The organism is Umezawaea sp. (assembly GCF_036375055.1).
Classification (GTDB): Bacteria; Actinomycetota; Actinomycetes; order Mycobacteriales; family Pseudonocardiaceae; genus Umezawaea.
Genome location: NZ_DASUSQ010000063.1, coordinates 37667 through 53002 on the forward strand (window position 1 = coordinate 37667; position 15336 = coordinate 53002).

The following is a 15336-nucleotide window of genomic DNA, read 5'->3' on the forward strand; positions in this document are numbered from 1 at the left end:
CCGGCCGGTTCCTAGCGCGTTCCGCGCTTGGCGTACTCCTCGACCTTGTCCACGTTGGACTCGTCGACGAAACCGGGACCGGTCAGCACGGGCTGGCCGCCGCCGACGGTGTTCGCGTTGTCCTTGTAGAGCTTCAGCATCACGACCGGCAGGTAGCCCTGCTCGTACTGCTGCTGGTCGACGGCGAAGAGGACGTCACCGGCCTTGATGGAGGCGACCACGTCGCCGTTGAGGTCGAACGTCGCCACGGCGGCCTTGCTGGACGCGCCCTTGACCGCGCTCGCGGCGTTGACGGCGACCTGCGGGTTCAGCGCCAGCACGGCGTCGATCGACGAGTCGGTCTGGAGCGCGCCCTTGATGCGGGCCTCGATGTCGGTCGGGTTGTTGATGTCGACCTGGAGCGTCGACACCGCTCCGCCGAAACCGGTCTTCGCGCCGTCGCAGCGCTGGTTGAGGCCGATGTTGCCCGCCTCGTGGATCACGCAGAGCAGCTTGGCCTTGCCCGCTTCCTTGAGCTTCTTGCCCGCCTGCTCGCCCGCGATGCCCTCCTCCTGGCCGACGTGCGCGAGGGCGCCGAACGACGCGCTCCTGTCGCCACCGGAGTTGATGGTGATCACCGGGATGCCCGCCTTGACGGCGGCGTCGATCGAGGTCTTCAGCGCGTCCGGGTTCGCCATCGACACGACGAGGCCGCCGACCTTCTGCGACACCGCGTTGTCGATCAGCTTGGACTGCGCGGCCGGGTCGCCGTCGGAGTTGTAGTCGACGGTCACGCCGAGCGCCTTGCCCGCGTCGGTCGCGCCGTTCTTGACCACGTTCCAGAACGCGTCACCGGCGGAGCCGTGGGTGACCACGGCGACCTTGAGCGGCCCGCTGCTGGAGGCGGACCCGGTGTCCGGGCTGCCGGAACCGGTGGTGTTGCTCGCACCCGGCCCGCTGCACGCGGCCAGCAGGGCGGCCGCGGCGACGCCGAGACCCACGCGCAGAACACTTCGTCTTGCAGAGCGAACAGACGTCATCGTCCCTAGCCCTTTCCGATGATCTTGTTGAGGTGCGCCAGGCTGCGCGTGGTGTCCCGCACCGGGGTGTCGGTCGGACCGCCGTCACCGAGCGCGGTGTCCTGTTCGAGGACGAACCACCCGGTGTACCCCGCCTCGCGGACGAGGGTGACGAGAGCCTCCACGTCGACGTCGCCGTCGCCCAGCGGCACGTAGATGCCCCGCTGGACCGCGGTGGTGTAGCCGATCCTCCCGTCGCGCACCTGCTCCGCGATGTCGGCCCGCACGTCCTTGAGGTGCACGTGGCCGATCCTGTCCGGGTGGCGGCGGGCCAGGTCGACCGGGTCCGTGCCACCGATGAGCAGGTGGCCGGTGTCCAGGCAGAGCTGGAGTTCGGAGTCCGCGAGGAACCGCTCGACCTCGGCGGACTTCTCGACGTGCGTGCCGACGTGCGGGTGCAGCACCGTGCGCAGGCCGTGGCCCGCGGCGACGTCGGCGATCTTCGCGGAGGTCTGGACCAGCGTCCGCCACTGCTCGTCGGTCAGGGCGGGCCGCTCGTCGTACCCGTCGAGCCCGGTCGCGGCGGCCAGCACCAGCACCCCGGCGCCCGCGGCGGCCAGCAGCGCGGCGACCCGGTCCGCTTCCTCCACGGTGGCGGGCACCCGCGGCGGGTCGTGCAGCACGACCGCGAGGAACCCGCCGACCAGCCCGAGGCCGTGCTCCGCCAGCAGCGCCTTCAGCTCGGCCGGTTCGGACGGCAGGTAGTCGGGCGGGCCCAGCTCGGTCGCGGTCAGGCCGAGCGACGCCATCTCGCCGAGCACCTGGTCGGCCTCCAGCACCCGACCCCAGCCGGGTACCTCGCACACGCCCCAGGAGATGGGTGCGCCGGCGATCTTCGTCATGCGTCGACTCCTGTCAGGCGGACCGGTGCGCCCGAACGCCGGGAAGCCTCGCACGCCTCGGCGAGGCGGAGGCTGATCAAACTCTCCCGCGCGGGGGACGGGTTCGCCACTTCGCCCGCCACGACCTGCGTGAACACGGTCATCTCGTTGAGGTAGGCGCGGTGGAACCGCTCGGGGAAACCGGGGTACGCGTCGTCCGCGACGACGGGGCCGCCGGGTTCGAGCGAGGTCAGCGGGGTGCGGGCGTCGACGCCGACGGCGAGCGAGTCCTTGCTGCCGAGCACCTCGATGCGGTGGTCGTAGCCCAGCGGGTCGTGGCGGCCACCCGCCAGCGCGGCGTGCGCGCCGCCCGCGAACCTCAGCAGGACCACGGCGTTGTCCACGTCGTCCGCGTCGGCGAACGCCTGGTTCACCAGCACGGAGCCCGAGGCGTACACCTCGACGACGGGCTCGCCGACCAGCCACGGGACCGCGTCGAGGTCGTGGATCAGCAGGTCGCGGAAGATGCCGCCCGAGGCGGGCAGGTAGGCGAGGTCCGGCGGCTGGGCGTCGTTGCCGATCGCCCGCACCAGGTAGACGTCGCCGACCTCACCCGCGCGGATGCGGCGGTGCAGCTCGAACACCGCGGGGTCGAACCGGCGCTGGAAGCCGACCAGCACCTCCACCCCGGACGCCTCGACGTCGTCGACGAGGGCCCGCATCTCGTCCAGGTCGCTCGCGATCGGCTTCTCGCACAGGGCGGGGACCTTCGCGGCCAGCGCCGCCCGCAGCAGCGCCGGGTGCGTGTTCGTGGGCGTGGCGAGCAGCACTCCGTCACTCGCGGTGAGCAGGGCGTCCAGGTCGTCGACGGCCTTCGTGCCGGGCAGAGCGGCCGAGGCCAGCGCGGCACGGCCGGGAACGGGGTCGAAGAGGAGCACCTCGTCGACCTGGTCCAGCGCGGCGAGGTTGGTGGCGTGCATCGTGCCGATCCGGCCGACTCCAGCGACTCCGATCCGCATGCGGAGGGTCTCCGTCCTGGTAGGAGGTCTGTGGCGTTAGAGCGCTCTATTGGTTGGAGCGCTCCAATGCTGTAGCTTCCGTCACACGGGTGTCAAGGGGGCGTTTCCGGCTCGTGACCCGCGAACGAGGAGGTGGCGGTGGTCAGGCCAACCATGGAGGACGTCGCCAAGCGGGCGGGGGTGTCCCGCGCGCTGGTGTCGCTGGTGATGCGGGGATCACCGAAGGTGAGCGAGCAGCGACGCGCCGCCGTGCTGCGGGCGGCCGAGGAACTGGGCTACTCGCCGCACGCGATGGCGCGCTCGCTGGCCAGCCGCACCTCCACGGTGCTCGGCGTGATGGTCTCCGACCTCCACAACGCGTTCTTCGCCGAGGTGGTCGACGGCCTCGACGCCGTGGCGCGCGACCAGGGCTTCGAGCTCATCATCAACACCGGTGGCCGCAGCCCGGCGCGGGAGCGGCGAGCGCTGGACAGCCTGCTCTCGTTCCGCCCGGCGGGCCTGGCCCTGCTCAGCCCCGTGGTGCCGACGGCGGCGATCAGCAACGCCGCCGACCACCTGCCGATCGTGCTGGTCGCCAGGTCCTCGCGCGTGTCCGGCGTCGACACGGTCAACGACGACGGGGAGCAGGGCGCGGGCCTGGCCGTGGACCACCTGGTTTCCCTGGGCCACCGCGACATCGTCCACCTCGACGGCGGTGAGGGCAGCCAGTCCGGTCCGCGCCGCCGGGGCTACGTCAGCGCCATGGCGAAGCACGGCCTCGAACCGAGGGTCGTCGCCAGCGAGTACACCGACGCCGCCGGGGCGCGGGCGGTCGAGGAGCTGCACCGCGGCGGGCGCGTCCCGACCGCCGTCATCTCCTGCAACGACTTCAACGCCGTCGGCGCGATCTCCGCGCTGGAGGAGGCGGGCTTCCGCGTGCCGGGTGACGTCTCGGTCGTCGGCTACGACAACACGTCCCTGGCCGCGCTGCGCCACGTCTCGCTCACCACGGTCGACCAGCCCCGCAACCAGATCGGCCGGTTGGCCGCCGAAGCCCTGATCCAACGGGTGCGCGGCGAGCGCACCGAGCCGGTCCGCCACCTGCTGCACCCGTCGCTCGTCGTCCGGAACACCACCGCCGCCCCAGGAGGACCGTCGTGAGCCCCACCATCCCGCACTGGATCGACGGCGCCCGCACCACCGGGGTGTCGACCCGGACAGCGGACGTCTTCAACCCGGCGACCGGCGAGGTCACCGGCCGGGTGGGGCTGGCCGACCAGTCCGACGTGGACCTGGCGGTCGCGTCGGCGGTCAAGGCCGCGGCCTCGTGGTCGGAGTCCTCCCTCGCGACCCGCACCCGCGTCCTGTTCGACTACCGCCAACTGCTGCACGAGCACCGCGACGAGCTGGCCGCGATCATCACCAGCGAGCACGGCAAGGTGCTGGACGACGCCGCGGGCGAGGTCCAGCGCGGCCTGGAGGTCGTGGAGTTCGCGTGCGGCATCCCGCACCTGCTCAAGGGCGAGCACTCGGAGCAGGTGTCCCGCGGGGTGGACGCCTACTCGGTGCGGCAGCCGCTGGGCGTGGTCGCGGGCATCACGCCGTTCAACTTCCCCGTGATGGTCCCGATGTGGATGTTCCCGGTGGCCATCGCGAGCGGCAACGCGTTCGTCCTCAAGCCGTCGGAGCGCGACCCGTCGGCGGCGGTGCGGCTGGCCGAGCTGTTCGGCGAGGCAGGCCTGCCGGACGGCGTGCTCACCGTCCTGCACGGCGACGCGACGGCCGTGAACGCCCTGCTGGCCCACCCGGACGTGGCCGCGGCGTCGTTCGTGGGCTCGACGGCCATCGCCAGGCACGTCTACGCGCGCGGCACGGCGGCGGGCAAGCGCGTGCAGGCGTTGGGCGGGGCGAAGAACCACATGGTCGTGCTCCCGGACGCCGACCTGGACGTGGCCGCGGACGCCGCGGTGTCCGCCGGGTACGGCAGCGCGGGCGAACGCTGCATGGCCATCTCCGTGGTGGTCGCCGTGGGCGACGCCGCCGACGCGCTGGTGGACAAGATCGCCGAGAGGACCGCCGGGCTGGTCACCGGCCCCGGCACGGACCCCGCCTCGCAGATGGGGCCGCTGGTCACCGGCGCGCACCGCGACCGGGTGACGTCCTACGTGGACACCGGCGTCGCCGAGGGCGCGTCGCTGGTGGTGGACGGCCGGGGCCACGCGCCGGACGGCCACGAGAACGGGTTCTGGCTCGAGCCGACCCTCTTCGACCACGTCACCCCGGAGATGTCGATCTACCGGGACGAGATCTTCGGCCCGGTCCTCGGCGTGGTGCGCGTGCCGACGTTCGACGCCGCCGTGGACCTGGTCAACGCCAACCCCTACGGCAACGGCACCGCGATCTACACCGGTGACGGCCTGGCGGCCCGCGAGTACCAGCGGCGGGTGCACGTCGGCATGGTCGGCATCAACGTCCCCATCCCGGTCCCGATGGCCTACTACTCCTTCGGCGGCTGGAAGGACTCCCTGTTCGGCGACACCCACGTGCACGGCGCGGAGGGCGTCCGCTTCTACACCAGGGCGAAGGCGGTCACCGCCCGCTGGCCGCGCCAGCACGGGATCGACCTGGGCTTCCCGACCCACGGCTGAGGGGTTCCCCGGTCCACGGCGGTGCCGTGGACCGGGGAGCGCTCAGACCCCGACCTCCTCCCGGTCGGGCGCGGACGGCGGCGCGGGCTTCTCCGGCCGGACCGCCTTCCAGACCAGCGGGAAGAACAGCAGCACCGCGATGATCACGTAGACCACGATCGAGAACGGCGTGTTCACCAGCCCGACCAGGTCGCCGTCGGAGAGCTGGAGCGCCCGCCGCATCTGCTGCTCGGCGGCCGGTCCGAGGATCACGCCGATGATCGCGGGCAGCACCGGCAGCCCGTACCGGCGCATCACGAACCCGAGCACGCCGATCGCGAACATGATCAGCAGGTCGAACACGTCGGCGTTGACCGCGTAGGCCCCGACGCTGGCGAAGAACAGGATGCCCGCGTACAGGTAGGGCCGGGGGATCCGCAGCAGCTTCGCCCACAGCGGCGCCAGCGGCAGGTTCAGCACCAGCAGCAGCGTCAGGCCGATGAACAGCGACGCGATCAGGCCCCACACCAGCGAGGACTCCCGCTGGAACAGCAGCGGCCCCGGCTGGATGCCGTACTGCTGGAACGCGGCCAGCATGACGGCGGCGACGGCCGTGGTCGGCAGGCCCAGCGTCAGCATCGACACCAGGGTCCCGGCCGCGGACGCCGACGCGGTCGCCTCGGGTCCGGCGACGCCCTCGATGGCGCCCTTGCCGAACTCGTCCCGGTGCTCCTTCGACAGCCGCTTCTCCGCGACGTAGGACAGGAACGTGGGGATCTCGGCACCGCCCGCCGGGATGGCCCCGAACGGGAAGCCGATGAACGGCCCGCGCAGCCACGGCTTCCAGGCCCGCTTCAGGTCGGCCCTCCCGAGCCACGGCCGTCCGACCGGGATGGCCTGGCCGGTGGTCCGCCGCAGGTGCGCCGCGACCCACAGCGACTCGCCGACGGCGAACAGCGCCACGGCGACGATCACCACGTCGATGCCGTCCGCCAGGTGCAGCGACCCGAACGTCAGCCGCTGCTGCCCGGTCATCTCGTCCAGCCCGACCAGGCCGATGGTCAGCCCGATCAGCAGCGACGCGAACCCGCGGACGCGCGACGCGCCGAGCACGGACGTGACCGCGATGAACGCCAGCACCATGATCGCGAAGAAGTCCGGCGCGCCGATGTCCACCGCGAACTCCGCGACGGTGGGCGCCAGCAGGACCAGCATCGTCGTCCCGATGATCCCGCCGATGAAGTGGCCGATGGCCGCGGCGGCCAGCGCCTGCGACCCCCGGCCCTTGCGCGCCATCGGGTTGCCGTCGATGGCCGCCACCACGGCCGCGCTCTCCCCCGGCGTGTTCAGCAGGATCGACGTGGTCGACCCGCCGAACATCCCGCCGTAGTAGATCCCGGCGAACATGATGAACGCCCCGGTCGGCTCCAGCCCGTAGGTCACGGGGAGCAGCAGCGCCACGGCCATGGCGGGCCCGATCCCCGGCAGCACGCCGATGGCGGTGCCGAGCAGCACGCCCAGCGCGGCCATGGCCAGGTGCGTCGGCGTCAGCGCCGTCGCGAAGCCGTCCATCAACTGCTGGAACATCACAGCACCCCCATCAGCGGACCGCCGGGCAGGGGAACGCCGAGCAGGTTGTTGAAGACCAGGAACGTCGCCACGGACAGCCCGGCGGCGATCAGCGGGTCGCGGACGAAGTGCCTGCTGCCCAGCGCGTACGCCGCGCCCCAGAACAGCACGGCCCCGGAGATCGGGAACCCGACCACACCGATCAGCGCCGCGTTGGCCAGGAAGGCGCCGCACAGCAGCAGCACGGTCCGGAAGTCGGCGGGCGCGGCGAGGTCGACGTCCTCCCCGCCCTCGGCCTCACCCCGGCCACCGCGCAGGACGTCCCGCGCGAGGAGCACCGCGACGACGAGCAGCGCCGTCCCCACCACGATCGGCACGGCCCTGGGCCCGACGGGCCCGCGCTGGGCGAAGTCCGTGTGGATCCGCACCGCGTCCACCAGCACCACGACCCCGAGCACCACCAGGACGGCGGACACCCCGAGTTCGGAACGCTCCCTCAACCACGTCTTCGCAGTCGTCATGCCAACCCCAAGTCCTTCAGCACCGTCGCCACCCGCGTGTTCTCGTCCTCCAGGAACGAGCCGAACCGATCACCCGGCGCGAAGGCGTCGGTCCACCCGTTGCGCTCCAGGGCTTCCTTCCACTGCGCGGTGCCGTGGAGGGTCGTGAAGAGGTCCACCAGCCGGTCGCGGTCGGTGTCGGAGATGCCCGGCGGCGCGACGATCCCGCGCCAGTTGCTGAACTTCACGTCCACACCGGCCTCCACCAGCGTCGGCGCGTCCACACCGGGGATCCGGTCGGCGCTGGTCACGGCCAGCACCCGCAGCGTCCCGGCCTGGATCTGGTCGCGGTACTCGCCGATGCCGGACACGCCGAACGCGACCTTGCCGCCGAGCACGGACGCGAGCAGCTCGCCGCCGCCGTCGAACGGGATGTAGTTGACCGTCCTGGGCTCCAGCCCCACGGCCTTGGCCATCAGCATCGGGGCCAGGTGGTCCGGCCCGCCGGGGGACGACCCGCCGCCGACCGGGACGGCACCGGGGTCCGCCTTCCACGCGGCCACCAGCTCACCCAGGTCCCGGTAGGGCGACTCCTTGCCGACCACCACGATGTCGGGCTCCTCGATCAGCTTCGCGATCGGCGTGGTGTCCAGCAGGGACGAGGGGGCCTTGTTCGTGTAGACGGAGCCGACGACGCCGAGGCCCATCGACATGACGAGCTTCCCGTTGCCCCGCTCCGCCACGGTCCGCCCGAGCCCGACGGTCCCGCCTGCGCCGGGCAGGTTGAACACCTCGGCGTTGCGCAGCAGGTCCGCGTCCTCCATCGCCTTGGCCGCGGTCCGCGCGGTGATGTCGTACCCGCCTCCGGGGGCGTTGGGCACCAGCACCCGCAGGGCCCGGAGCTGGCCCGCGGCGCTGTCCCCACCGGGCGTGAGCAACGGCGGCAGGACGACCACGGCCGCCACCGCCGCCCCCACCGCCAGCCAGTTCCTGATCCGCACTGTGATCTCCGCCTCTCCTGCGCTTGGATGGGATGTTGCACCCGTGTTAACCGGATGTCCCGATTGCGGGCGTAGCGGTTCTTTTGGTCTTTGTGGTCCCGCGCACCGCCGCCGGGGAAGTCCTACTGTCACTCCCACGCGATCAGGCGGGAGGCGTGGATGGGCGGTCGGGGTTCGCTGGCCAGACAGCTGCTCGCCTGGCAACTGGTAGTCGTCCTCGCGCTGCTCTGCGCGGTGGGCGCGCTGTCGGTCGTCCAGGCGGGTGCGAATTTCGCCACCACCGAGGGACGCCGGATGCTCTCCGTGGCCGAGGACGTGGCCGCGACGGCGGGTGTGCGGGTGGCGCTGGAGGACCCGCTCCGGCACTACGCGCTGGCACCGTTCGCGGAGAGCGGCCGGAGCCTGTCCGGCGCGTCCTACGTGGTCATCACCGACGCCGCGCGCCGGGTGCTGACCTCGCCCGACCCCGCGCAGCTGGGGCAAGCCCTCGACGTCGGGTCCAGCACCGCCCTGTCCGGGCGGTCGTGGGTCGGGTCGCTCGGCGGCGCGATCGTGGCCCAGGTGCCGGTGATCAGCGACCGGGGGGCGGTGATCGGCCTGGTCGCGGCCGGGCAGGAGTCGCCGGGGTTCTTCGAGGGCGTGCTGGACTCCCCCGGTGACGCGCTGCTGCTGCTCGGGGTGGCGCTGGCGATCGGGGTGGTCGGGTCGGTGCTGCTGACCCGGCGGGTGAAGAAGCAGACGCTCGGGCTGGAGCCGCGGGAGATCACGTCGCTGGTGGAGCACCGGGAAGCGCTGCTGCACGGCATCAAGGAGGGCGTGGTCGGGCTCGACCCGCAGCACCGGATCACGCTGGCCAACGACCACGCGCGGTCGTCGCTGGACCTGCCCGCCGACTGCGTCGGCCGCGAGGTCGGCGAGCTGGACCTGGACTCGCGGCTGCTGGACGTGCTGACCGGGAGGTCCTCGGGGGCGGACCAGGTCGTGCTGCGCGCCGGGTCCGTGCTGACGCTGAACCGGATGCCGATCGCCGTGCACGGGGTGGAGGTCGGGTCCGTGGTGACGCTGCGGGACCGGACCGAACTGCTGGTGCTCCAGAACGAGCTGGACGCCAACCGGCACGCCACCGACACGCTGCGGGCGCAGGCCCACGAGTTCAGCAACCGGCTGCACACGATCTCCGGGCTGATCGAACTCGGCGAGTACGACGAGGTGCGCGGGTTCGTCCACCGGATCAGCTCCGCGCAGGGGCAGTGGCAGGTGGAGGTCGGGTCGCGGATCGCCGACCCGGCAGTGGCGGCCCTGCTGATCGCCAAGGCGAGCCTGGCCGCCGAGCGCGGGGTGGGGTTGAGGATGGAACCGGACAGCCGCCTCGGCGAGGTGGACGAGGTGCTGTCGACGGACCTGGTCACCGTCCTGGGGAACCTGGTGGACAACGCGCTGGACGCGCTGGCCGGGGCCCGCGGGTGGATCTCCGTCCACGTCGCCGAGGACGGGGGCACGGTGGTGGTGCGGGTGCGGGACTCCGGGCCGGGGGTGGCGCCGGAGATCGCCGAAGAGGTGTTCAAGAACGGGTTCACGACCAAGGCCGCCGAGCAGGGCCAGCGCGGCTTGGGACTGGCGCTGACCAGGCAGACGTGCCTGCGGCGGGGTGGGAGCGTGCGGGTGCACAACGACGACGGCGCCGTCTTCACGGCGCGGCTGCCCAGGGAGGTGGCGTTGTGATCCGGGTGCTCGTCGTCGACGACGACTTCATGGTGGCGAAGGTGCACAGCGGGTACGTGTCCCGGACGCCGGGGTTCGAGGTGGTGGGCGTCGCGCACACCGGCGCCGACGCGTTGCGCCTGGTCCAGACGTTGCGGCCGGACCTGGTGCTGCTCGACATCTACCTGCCCGACGTCGACGGGCTCGGGGTGCTGCGCGAACTGCGGGCCAGGGGCGACGAGGCCGTCGACGTCATCGTGATCACCGCGGCGACGGACGTGGACACCGTGCGCAGCGCCATGCGGGGCGGGGTGCTGCACTACCTGATCAAGCCGTTCGAGTTCGCGGCCCTGCGGGACCAGTTGGCGCACTTCGCCGCCCTGCACCGGAAGCTGGACCAGCTCGGGTCCGCGGGCCAGGCCGACGTGGACCAGGTGTTCGGCGCCCGGCCGACCTCCGCGCCCGTGCTGCCGAAGGGGTTGACGGCGCAGACGGCCAACCTGGTGGAACGGGCCCTGCGCTCGCGGCTGGACGGGTTGTCGGCCAGCGAGTGCGCCGAGCTGACGGAGCTGGCGCGGGTCAGCGCGCGGCGGTACCTGGAGCACTTCGTGACGACCGGGCGGGCCGAGGTGCGGTTGCGGTACGGCGGCACCGGCAGGCCCGAACGGCAGTACGTGTGGCTGGGGCGCTAGTCGTCGAACCCGCCGCTGCGCCCGCGCTTGGTGACGCCGCGGCGCTTCTTCTGGGCGATCCGCCGCTCCTTCGAGCCCCGGCTCGGCTTCGTCGGGCGGCGCACCGGGGGCGGGGCCGCCGCCGCGTCCCTCAGCAGGTTCGCCATCCGGGCCCGTGCCGCCTGGCGGTTCTGGAGCTGGGCGCGGTGCTCGCTGGCCGCGACCGTGAGGACACCGTCCACCAGGCGGCCCGCCAGGCGCTCGACCATGCGGGCGCGCAGCCACTCCGGCACCGACGGGGAGGACGCCAGGTCGAAGCTGAGCTCGACCCTGCTGTCCGCGGTGTTGACGCCCTGGCCGCCGGGGCCCGAGGACCGGGAGAACCGTTCGCGGAGTTCGGCCGCCGGTAGCACCAGCGTCCGCGTCACGGTCAAGTCCTCAGCCACCCGGCAACCCTAGAACCCACGACCCGGTGTCGTCACGATCTTTACCGGCCTCCCCGGCCGCCGTCGTCGACGAGCGGCCGGAGAGGGCGGACTCAGAACCTGGGGTGGTCGCCGGCCAGCGTGGCGCGGGGGGCGTCCGCGCCGTCGGCCTTGTTGACCTCGCCGAGCACCCACGCGGGCACGTGGCGGGCGGTGAGGACGGCCAGTGCGCGGTCGACGTCCTCGGGGGAGACGACCGCCATCATGCCGACGCCCATGTTGAACGTCTTCTCCATCTCCTCGCGCTCGACCCGGCCGCGCTGGGCGATCAGGGCGAACACGGGGTCCGGCGTCCAGGTGCCGCGGTCCAGGTCGGCGCGGACGCCCTCCGGGAGCACGCGGGCCAGGTTCGCGGTCAGACCGCCACCGGTGATGTGCGCGTACGTGCGCACGTCCGCTTCCGCGGCGAGCGCGAGGCAGTGCTTGGCGTAGATGCGGGTCGGTTCCAGCATCTCCTCGCCGAGGGTGCGGCCGAACTCCTCCACGTGGCCCTCCAGGGGCATCCTGGCGATCTCCAGGAGCACGTGGCGGGCCAGCGAGTACCCGTTCGAGTGCAGGCCGGACGAGCCCATGCCGATGACGACGTCGCCGGGCTTGACCCGGTCCGGACCGAGCATCTTCGACGCCTCGACGACACCGACGCCGGTGCCCGAGATGTCGTAGTCGCCGTCGCCCATGAGGCCGGGGTGCTCGGCGGTCTCGCCGCCGAGCAGCGCGCAACCGGCCAGGACGCAGCCCTCGGCGATGCCCTTGACCAGCGCGGCGATCTTGTCCGGCACGACCTTGCCGACGGCGATGTAGTCCTGCATGAACAGCGGCTCGGCACCGCAGACGACCAGGTCGTCCACGACCATCGCGACCAGGTCCTGGCCGATGGTGTCGTGCTTGTCCATGGCCTGCGCGACGGCGATCTTCGTGCCGACGCCGTCCGTGGAGGCCGCGAGCACCGGCTCCTTCCAGCGGTCGAGCTTGAGCTGGAACAGACCCGCGAACCCGCCGATGCCGCCCAACACCTCGGGCCGGTGCGCCTTCGCCGCCCAGGGCTTGAGCTTCTCCACCGCCTCGTCTCCCGCGGCGATGCTCACTCCGGCCGAGGCGTAGGTCGCCTTGGCGTTGTCGGTCTCGGCACTCACGTCAACGTGCTCCATCGTGGGGGGATTCAGGGCCTTTGCAGGGCGTCTTCGGCACCGTACCCGGTCGGCAGGACCGGGGCGGCCGAGCCCGCTACTCCCTTGATGCCCTCAAGCAGGTGCTTGCCCATCAGGGCGTCCGCGGGCAGCGGGATCGGGTAGTCGCCGTCGAAGCACGCGCTGCACAGCCGCGTCTTCGGCTGCTCGGTCGCCGCGATCAGCTGCTCCAGCGACACGTAGCCGAGCGAGTCCGCGCCGACCGAGCGGCGGATGCCGTCCAGGTCGAGCCCGTTCGCGACCAGCTCCGCGCGCGAGGCGAAGTCGATGCCGTAGAAGCACGGCCACTTGACCGGCGGCGACGCGATCCGCACGTGCACCTCCAGCGCACCGGCCTCGCGCAGCATCCGCACCAGCGCGCGCTGGGTGTTGCCGCGCACGATCGAGTCGTCCACGACGACGAGCCGCTTGCCGCGGATCACGTCGCGCAGCGGGTTCAGCTTCAGCCGGATGCCGAGCTGGCGGATCGTCTGCGACGGCTGGATGAAGGTCCGCCCGACGTAGGCGTTCTTCACCAGGCCCGACCCGTACGGGATGCCCGACGCCTGCGCGTAGCCGATGGCGGCGGGCGTGCCCGACTCCGGCACCGGGATGACCAGGTCGGCCTCGGTCGGGTGCTCGACGGCCAGCCTGCGCCCGATCTCCACGCGGGTGGCGTGCACGCCGCGCCCGGAGATCGTCGTGTCCGGCCGCGCCAGGTACACGTACTCGAAGACGCAGCCCTTGGGCTCCGGCGTCGCGAACCGCGTGGACCGCAGTCCGTTCTCGTCGATCGCGATCAGCTCGCCCGGCTCGACCTCGCGCACGAACGACGCGCCGACGATGTCCAGCGCCGCCGTCTCGCTTGCGGCGACCCAGCCGCGTTCGAGGCGACCCAGCACCAGCGGCCGCACACCGTGCGGGTCGCGGGCCGCGTACAGGGTGTTCTCGTCGGAGAACGTCAGGCAGAACGCGCCCTTCAGCGTCGGCAGCAGCTCAAGGGCGGCCTGCTCGATGCCGATGTCGGCGGCGGTCGCGGCCAGCAGCCCGCAGACCAGGTCGGAATCCGTCGTCGCGCCGTTGCGCGACACGATGCCCAGCTTCTGCGCCCGTTCCAGCAGCTCGGCGGTGTTCACCAGGTTGCCGTTGTGGCCCAGCGAGAGCCCGCTGCCCGCGGCCGTCGTGCGGAACGTCGGCTGCGCGTTCTCCCACGTCGTCGACCCGGTCGTCGAGTACCGGCAGTGCCCGACGGCCACGTGGCCCTTCAGCGACTGGAGCACCTGCTCGTCGAACACCTGGCTGACCAGCCCGAGGTCCTTGAAGACCACGACCTGGCTGCCGTCGCCCACCGAGATCCCGGCGGCCTCCTGGCCGCGGTGCTGGAGGGCGTACAGGCCGTAGTAGGTGAGCTTGGCGACGTCCTCGCCAGGGGCCCACACACCGAACACACCGCACTCTTCGCGCGGGTCCGAATCGAGTGTGTCTTCGAATGGGGTGGTTGTGCGGCCGGCGTCTGACTGGTCGGTGACCACCGAGTGCTCCCTAGCGACGATGTCGGTCGGCACCACGAGTGTACGGCGAACATGGGGTGAACCCACCCCATCCAACCGCCGCTGACGTGATGAAACGCACGCTCAAGGTCGCCTGCACGGCCCAACGGAGGTCCTGGTGTTGCCACCGTCCAGGTTGTCGTCGTCGGTCTGCTTGACCTGGCAGACCACCACTTCACCGGGTTTGACGTCGGCCGGGAGCTGGTCGGGCTCGGCACTGCCCGCAGAGATCAACTGCAGTCCTGTGGGCTTGTCCCCCTCGACGTCGAGGAAGACCATCGGCCCGCTGGAGATCTCGCGCACCTCCCGTACCTTGAACCGCACCTCCCCGCTCCACTCGCTGGCACAGCCCGACAGCAGCAGCACGACGGGGAGCAGCAGGAACAGCTTCCTCATCGGTCCATCCTCACCGCGCGCAGGACGGCTTCGTCACCCACGGACTTGAGCGGCAGGCGGCCCCACAGCCCGTAGTGGATCAGCTGTGCTTCACCGTCGACCTCGACGTCGGCGACCTCACCGGGGGCGGCCGCACGCACCTCGGGCACTTCACCGGGGGTCAGCCGGACGTGCCAGGACTCCGGCACGTCGGTGCAGCGCACGACCACCGTGCCGGTCACCTGGAGCGGGACGTCGGTCGTGTACTTCGCGGCGAGCAACGTGCCGAGCGCTTCGTCGATTCCGTCGGCCGCGAAGTCCGCGTCTCCGGTCACCAGTTGGCGCAACGCGGCCTGGGCGTCCCACCGGCGCAGGTCGAGTTCGTGGGCGATCCGCCGGTGCCAGACCCACGCCAGGTCGGGGGCCGCAGGAGAGAACGTCCAGGTGGGTCGGTTGCCGGGCACCAGCGGCAGCACCTCGGCGGCGTCGGCCAACTGGGCGTCCAGGTACTCGATCGGCGACGCTCCGACCGGCGGGGGCGGGGGCTTGAGCTGGACGGTGCTGCCGGTGCGGAGGTATTCGAGGGAGGTCTCCAGGAACCTGGCGACGTGGACCGCCAGTTCGGCGAAGTTCCAGCCCGGACAACTGGGGACGTTCGCGGCCGGGTCGGCTTCCGCGACCGCCTCGCGGAACATCGTCGACTGTTCGAGGAAGACCTCGGTCCACCGCTGCGTGGTCCATCCTGCTGGCACGTGCTGCCTCCTGGTTCGATCGTTCTTGGTCATCGTGCCGGAACCGGTCGCGGTTCGGGTGC

At 72.0% G+C, this 15336-nt stretch carries 15 protein-coding genes; 4 read left to right on the plus strand and 11 right to left on the minus strand.

All coding sequences use genetic code 11. The annotated features are described in order from the left end of the window. Window positions 1–11: 11 nt before the first annotated feature. Genes VFZ92_RS17490 through VFZ92_RS17500 form a run of 3 tightly spaced genes read right to left on the minus strand, consistent with a single transcriptional unit; the run spans window position 12 to window position 2898 of the window. Window positions 12–1019 carry a sugar ABC transporter substrate-binding protein gene (locus VFZ92_RS17490; RefSeq protein WP_330877002.1) on the minus strand — a complete coding sequence of 336 codons (1008 nt, stop codon included), beginning with the start codon at window positions 1017–1019 and terminating at the stop codon, window positions 12–14. 5 nt (window positions 1020–1024) lie between these two features. Then, entirely contained in the window at window positions 1025–1900 is an 876-nt protein-coding gene (locus VFZ92_RS17495) for a TIM barrel protein (protein ID WP_330877003.1), read from the minus strand. Continuing rightward, window positions 1897–2898, minus strand: a complete 1002-nt coding sequence (locus tag VFZ92_RS17500) for a Gfo/Idh/MocA family protein (protein WP_330877004.1) — start codon at window positions 2896–2898, stop codon at window positions 1897–1899. Before VFZ92_RS17500 ends, VFZ92_RS17495 begins: the two co-directional genes overlap by 4 nt. 138 nt (window positions 2899–3036) lie before the next feature. On the opposite strand from VFZ92_RS17500, the gene VFZ92_RS17505 reads away from it, so the two are divergent. After that, window positions 3037–4038 carry a LacI family DNA-binding transcriptional regulator gene (locus tag VFZ92_RS17505; protein WP_330877005.1) on the plus strand — a complete coding sequence of 334 codons (1002 nt, stop codon included), beginning with the start codon at window positions 3037–3039 and terminating at the stop codon, window positions 4036–4038. Then, the gene (locus VFZ92_RS17510) at window positions 4035–5525 is read left to right on the plus strand and encodes a CoA-acylating methylmalonate-semialdehyde dehydrogenase (RefSeq protein WP_330877006.1); all 1491 of its coding nucleotides are present in this window, start codon (window positions 4035–4037) and stop codon (window positions 5523–5525) included. Before VFZ92_RS17505 ends, VFZ92_RS17510 begins: the two co-directional genes overlap by 4 nt. Before the next feature lie 42 nt (window positions 5526–5567). Here VFZ92_RS17510 and VFZ92_RS17515 read toward each other — a convergent pair whose 3' ends face one another. From VFZ92_RS17515 to VFZ92_RS17525, 3 genes are read right to left on the minus strand one after another with little or no spacing between them, the layout of a single operon-like run. After that, complete coding sequence (locus VFZ92_RS17515; RefSeq protein WP_330877007.1) at window positions 5568–7091, minus strand: tripartite tricarboxylate transporter permease; 1524 nt, start codon at window positions 7089–7091, stop codon at window positions 5568–5570. Further along, window positions 7091–7594, minus strand: a complete 504-nt coding sequence (locus VFZ92_RS17520; protein WP_330877008.1) for a tripartite tricarboxylate transporter TctB family protein — start codon at window positions 7592–7594, stop codon at window positions 7091–7093. The genes VFZ92_RS17515 and VFZ92_RS17520 overlap by 1 nt, the downstream gene beginning before the upstream one ends. Further along, complete coding sequence (locus tag VFZ92_RS17525) at window positions 7591–8574, minus strand: Bug family tripartite tricarboxylate transporter substrate binding protein (RefSeq protein WP_330877009.1); 984 nt, start codon at window positions 8572–8574, stop codon at window positions 7591–7593. Before VFZ92_RS17525 ends, VFZ92_RS17520 begins: the two co-directional genes overlap by 4 nt. A gap of 159 nt (window positions 8575–8733) precedes the next feature. On the opposite strand from VFZ92_RS17525, the gene VFZ92_RS17530 reads away from it, so the two are divergent. Both VFZ92_RS17530 and VFZ92_RS17535 read left to right on the plus strand, forming a co-directional pair. Next, window positions 8734–10296, plus strand: a complete 1563-nt coding sequence (locus tag VFZ92_RS17530) for a sensor histidine kinase (RefSeq protein WP_330877010.1) — start codon at window positions 8734–8736, stop codon at window positions 10294–10296. Further along, the gene (locus tag VFZ92_RS17535; RefSeq protein ID WP_330877011.1) at window positions 10293–10967 is read left to right on the plus strand and encodes a response regulator; all 675 of its coding nucleotides are present in this window, start codon (window positions 10293–10295) and stop codon (window positions 10965–10967) included. Before VFZ92_RS17530 ends, VFZ92_RS17535 begins: the two co-directional genes overlap by 4 nt. Here the strand turns inward: VFZ92_RS17535 and arfB are convergent. From arfB to VFZ92_RS17560, 5 genes are all read right to left on the minus strand, one after another. Then, window positions 10964–11392: an alternative ribosome rescue aminoacyl-tRNA hydrolase ArfB gene (gene arfB / locus VFZ92_RS17540; RefSeq protein WP_330877012.1), complete on the minus strand. Its 429-nt coding sequence runs from the start codon at window positions 11390–11392 to the stop codon at window positions 10964–10966. The two genes, VFZ92_RS17535 and arfB, sit on opposite strands and share 4 nt — an antisense overlap. 92 nt (window positions 11393–11484) lie before the next feature. Continuing rightward, on the minus strand, window positions 11485–12579 hold the full coding sequence (gene purM, locus VFZ92_RS17545) for a phosphoribosylformylglycinamidine cyclo-ligase (protein WP_330877013.1): 1095 nt from the start codon (window positions 12577–12579) through the stop codon (window positions 11485–11487). Between the two features lie 11 nt (window positions 12580–12590). Next, window positions 12591–14129, minus strand: coding sequence for an amidophosphoribosyltransferase (gene purF, locus VFZ92_RS17550; RefSeq protein WP_330877014.1), 1539 nt, complete (start codon window positions 14127–14129; stop codon window positions 12591–12593). Between the two features lie 102 nt (window positions 14130–14231). After that, window positions 14232–14543 (minus strand): hypothetical protein, encoded by a 312-nt coding sequence (locus VFZ92_RS17555; protein WP_330877015.1) that lies wholly within the window; start codon window positions 14541–14543, stop codon window positions 14232–14234. Continuing rightward, on the minus strand, window positions 14540–15274 hold the full coding sequence (locus VFZ92_RS17560) for a maleylpyruvate isomerase N-terminal domain-containing protein (protein ID WP_330877016.1): 735 nt from the start codon (window positions 15272–15274) through the stop codon (window positions 14540–14542). Before VFZ92_RS17560 ends, VFZ92_RS17555 begins: the two co-directional genes overlap by 4 nt. Window positions 15275–15336: the final 62 nt, after the last annotated feature.